The 3,877-nt window shown below is 49.3% G+C and carries 4 protein-coding genes; 2 read left to right on the forward strand and 2 right to left on the reverse strand.

Annotated features, from left to right (window positions below):
- The first annotated feature begins 85 nt into the window (after positions 1-85).
- Positions 86-1,513: a mannose-1-phosphate guanylyltransferase/mannose-6-phosphate isomerase gene (locus KDK14_RS20475; protein WP_257267088.1), complete on the forward strand. Its 1,428-nt coding sequence runs from the start codon at positions 86-88 to the stop codon at positions 1,511-1,513.
- Positions 1,514-1,616: 103 nt separating this feature from the next.
- Here KDK14_RS20475 and KDK14_RS20480 read toward each other — a convergent pair whose 3' ends face one another.
- Entirely contained in the window at positions 1,617-1,832 is a 216-nt protein-coding gene (locus KDK14_RS20480; RefSeq protein WP_257267089.1) for a toxin-antitoxin system HicB family antitoxin, read from the reverse strand.
- Positions 1,829-2,257 carry a putative toxin-antitoxin system toxin component, PIN family gene (locus KDK14_RS20485; protein WP_257267090.1) on the reverse strand — a complete coding sequence of 143 codons (429 nt, stop codon included), beginning with the start codon at positions 2,255-2,257 and terminating at the stop codon, positions 1,829-1,831. The genes KDK14_RS20480 and KDK14_RS20485 overlap by 4 nt, the downstream gene beginning before the upstream one ends.
- A gap of 42 nt (positions 2,258-2,299) precedes the next feature.
- Between KDK14_RS20485 and KDK14_RS20490 the strand changes: the two genes are divergently transcribed.
- A complete protein-coding gene (locus tag KDK14_RS20490) occupies positions 2,300-3,688 on the forward strand; it encodes a phosphomannomutase CpsG (protein ID WP_257267091.1) in 1,389 nt (462 codons plus the stop codon).
- Positions 3,689-3,877 lie beyond the last annotated feature (189 nt).

Consider the following 3,877-nt stretch of genomic DNA (forward strand, 5'->3'; position numbering starts at 1 on the left):
CGTTTAAATTAGCCTTGATTGGAACGATCGTAAGGCCGATTCTATCGCCCTGACCTTCGTGTCCTTTGTGGTTCAAAAAAGAACTATGAATTTAATCCCCGTAATCATGTCCGGCGGCTCCGGCAGCCGCCTCTGGCCTCAGTGCCGTTCTCTTTATCCAAAGCAGTTTCTGCCGCTGGTGAATGAGCAAACCATGTTGCAGAACACCGTATCACGGTTGGATGGCCTGAATTCGGTTTCTGCCCCGCTGGTCATTGCCAATGAAGAGCATCGTTTCCTCGTGGCGGAGCAGATCCGGCAGATGGGACAACAGGCTTCAGCCATAATTCTGGAGCCGGTTGGCAGAAATACTGCACCTGCTGTTGCACTTGCAGCATTGAAAGCCAAGGTAATTTCTGATGAAAAAGAGCCACTGTTATTAGTTTTGGCTGCGGATCATGTGATTAAAGATGTTGGTGCTTTTCATCAGGCGGTTGAGGCCGCATTGCCAGCGGCTCGTGATGGCAAGCTCGTCACTTTCGGTATTGTACCTACCCACCCGGAAACCGGGTATGGCTATATCAAGGCCAGTAAAGAGTTAATAGGGAATAGCGGTCAGGTTTCTCTGGTGGAAAATTTTGTGGAAAAGCCAGACCTGAAAACCGCTCAGGCCTACCTGACTTCCGGTGACTATTACTGGAACTCCGGCATGTTCCTGTTTAAGGCTTCTCGTTATCTGGAAGAGCTGAAGAAGTTCAGGCCAGATATATTGGAAGCATGTGAAAAAGCGATTGCGGTACAAAACGCCGATCTTGATTTTGTTCGTCTGGATGAAGCAGCGTTTACCGCCTGCCCGGATGAGTCCATCGATTATGCCGTGATGGAAAAAACCACCGATGCGGTGGTGGTGCCACTGGATGCCGGCTGGTCTGATGTAGGTTCCTGGACCTCATTGGCAGATATCTGTGAAAAGGATGAGTCTGGAAACTCGGTTCAGGGTGACGTTCTATTGCAGGATACTCGCAACACTTACGTGCGCAGTGAGAAAAAACTGATTGCCACCGTGGGTGTTGATGACTTGGTCATCACCGAAAGCGATGATGCCATCCTGGTGGCCCATAAAGACCGGGTGCAGGATGTTAAAAAGATTGTTGACCGGTTGAAGGCAGAAAACCGGACAGAGGTAAAACTGCACCGCAAAGTCTATCGCCCTTGGGGTGCCTATGACTCCATTGATATGGGCGACCGCTTCCAGGTTAAGCGCATTACCGTTAAGCCCGGAGCACAGCTCTCTTTACAGATGCACCACCACCGTGCGGAGCACTGGATTGTAGTTAAAGGTACCGCAGTAGTTACCAATGGCGACCAGGAAATTCTGCTGACCGAGAACCAGTCCACCTATATCCCTATTGGCGTGGTACATCGGCTGGAAAACCCTGGCAAGTTTGACCTTGAACTGATTGAGGTACAGAGCGGGGGGTATCTGGGAGAGGATGATATTGTCCGGTTTGAAGATACCTACGGGCGGACTTGAGTGGTGGGTTAAAAGAACGCTTCCCGCTGCCCGAAAAAGCACGGGTCTTTTCTTTTACGGGAAGCGGATAGCGGGCAGCGTTCCTTAACGATTCCCGATTCACTCATAACCCATCATCCAGCCTATCCAGTATTTTCAGAGCTTCCTCCGGATTACCGGACTCCGCCCTGGCACGGTAACGGTTGTAAGTATCGAACTCTGCCAGGGCGATGGTTGATAATTCATCCATCAGTTTGTTGAGGCTGATATTCCTGGATTTGGCCAGTTGCTTCAGGCGCTCGTGTTTTTCTTCGGTCAGTCGAATGGTGAGTACGCTCATTGTCTGATCTCCCTGATAAAGTCTTCTGGTTTACAGATGGTCAGGTGGTCAAACCGTAGTTCTCCCTTACCGACATCTTTTATATTTTTAGTGATGATATGGCTGGCACCGCCAGCCATGGCCAGCTCAATAAGGTGATTATCGGCTTCGTCCGGCAAGTTGGGTCGCCACAGATAATAGATCTCTACCCACCGGGTCATACTTAACAATGCATTAAGCACCTGTTCCCGTTCTTCTGCCGTGGTTCGACTCTTATGCCAGAGCGAAGGTCTGTTTAACAGTGACTCATACTCGGTATAAAGTGCATTGCCCATTAGCGGGTTTAATTGCCGGTTCAGGCATAGCCTGAGAATTTCACGGCTTGCTCCTCCGCTACCGAGAAGCGCCGAAATAAAGCAGCTGGTATCAAGTACAATGGTTTTCATGGATTAAATGATAGCATATATGCTATCGAAAGGTTCTGATTAATGTCTACGCTCTCTTGCTTCAAAGCCTACGATATCCGTGGCCGCATGCCTGATGAATTGAATGAGGATATTGCCTGGAGGATTGGCCGGGCAACGGCTGAATTCCTTAAGCCCAAAACTATGATTGTCGGTGGTGATATACGCCTGTCTACTCCTGCGTTAAAAGAAGCACTGAGTGATGGGTTGCGGGCCGGTGGAGCAGAAGTCATTGATATTGGCCTGTGTGGCACTGAAGAGGTTTATTTTGCCACTTCGCACCTGAAGGCGGATGGGGGCATTATGGTCACGGCCAGCCATAACCCGAAAGACTATAACGGGATGAAGCTGGTGCGTGAAGAGAGTAAGCCGATTTCTGGCGATACCGGGTTACGGGAGATTCAGCGGTTGGCAGAAGCTCTTGAACCACAAAGGCACAAAGAACACAAAGGAAAAGATAAGACTTTAATGGGTGCTTATCGGGTAGTTTCTAACCTATCAGCTTATGTGGATCATATTCTTGGGTATATTAATCCTGCTGAGCTGAAGACTCTGAAACTGGTGGTCAATGCTGGTAATGGGGCTGCCGGGCACGTGATTGATGCTATCGAAGATCGGTTTAAAGCGACCGGTGTTCCGGTTGAGTTTGTGAAGATTCACCATGAGCCGGATGGTAACTTTCCCCATGGGATTCCTAACCCGCTGTTACACGACTGTCGGCAGGCAACTGTGGATGCGGTGTTGGAGCACAATGCGGATATGGGCATTGCCTGGGATGGGGATTTTGACCGCTGCTTTCTGTTTGATGAGAAAGGCCAGTTTATTGAAGGGTATTATATTGTCGGGCTGTTGGGTGAGGCTTTTCTGGCTCATTATTCTGGTGCGAAGATTATCCATGACCCTCGCTTAACCTGGAATACCATTGATCAGGTTGCTGCAGCTGGCGGTGTGCCGGTGCTGTGCAAAACCGGGCATGCCTTTATCAAGGAACGGATGCGGGAAGAGGATGCTGTGTATGGCGGTGAGATGAGCGCCCACCATTATTTCCGTGACTTTGCCTACTGTGACTCCGGGATGATTCCGTGGCTGCTGGTAACTGAGTTAATGTCCCATAAGGGCAAGAAGCTTTCTGAACTGGTGGCTGAACGCATTGCTTTGTTCCCATCCTCTGGCGAGATTAACAGCACATTGGATGATCCACAGGCGGCTATTGACCGGATTTTGGCGATTTATGAAAAAGATGCGGTGGCTGTGGACCATACCGATGGTATCTCACTGGATATGGGTGAGTGGCGGTTTAACCTGCGGCTTTCTAATACGGAGCCGGTGATTCGGTTGAATGTGGAGAGCCGGGGGGATGTGGCGCTGATGGAAGAGAAAACTTCTGAATTGCTGAGTTTGATTCGGCAGTGATTTATTGGAACCACAAAGACACAAAGGCACAAAGTTTTTTGGTTTCTGCGCTATGCGCAGTAAAAAAAGAAAAAGTCTTCCTTTGTGACTTCGTGCCTTTGTGGTTCAAAAAGAGAAATTAAAAATTGGTACGAATTTTAGCGGTTAGCTGGCTGGCCTTTCTGGTGATTCTTTCGGCCAGCAAAAGCC

This window comes from Endozoicomonas sp. ONNA2 (assembly GCF_024606365.1).
In the GTDB taxonomy this organism is placed as follows: domain Bacteria; phylum Pseudomonadota; class Gammaproteobacteria; order Pseudomonadales; family Endozoicomonadaceae; genus Endozoicomonas.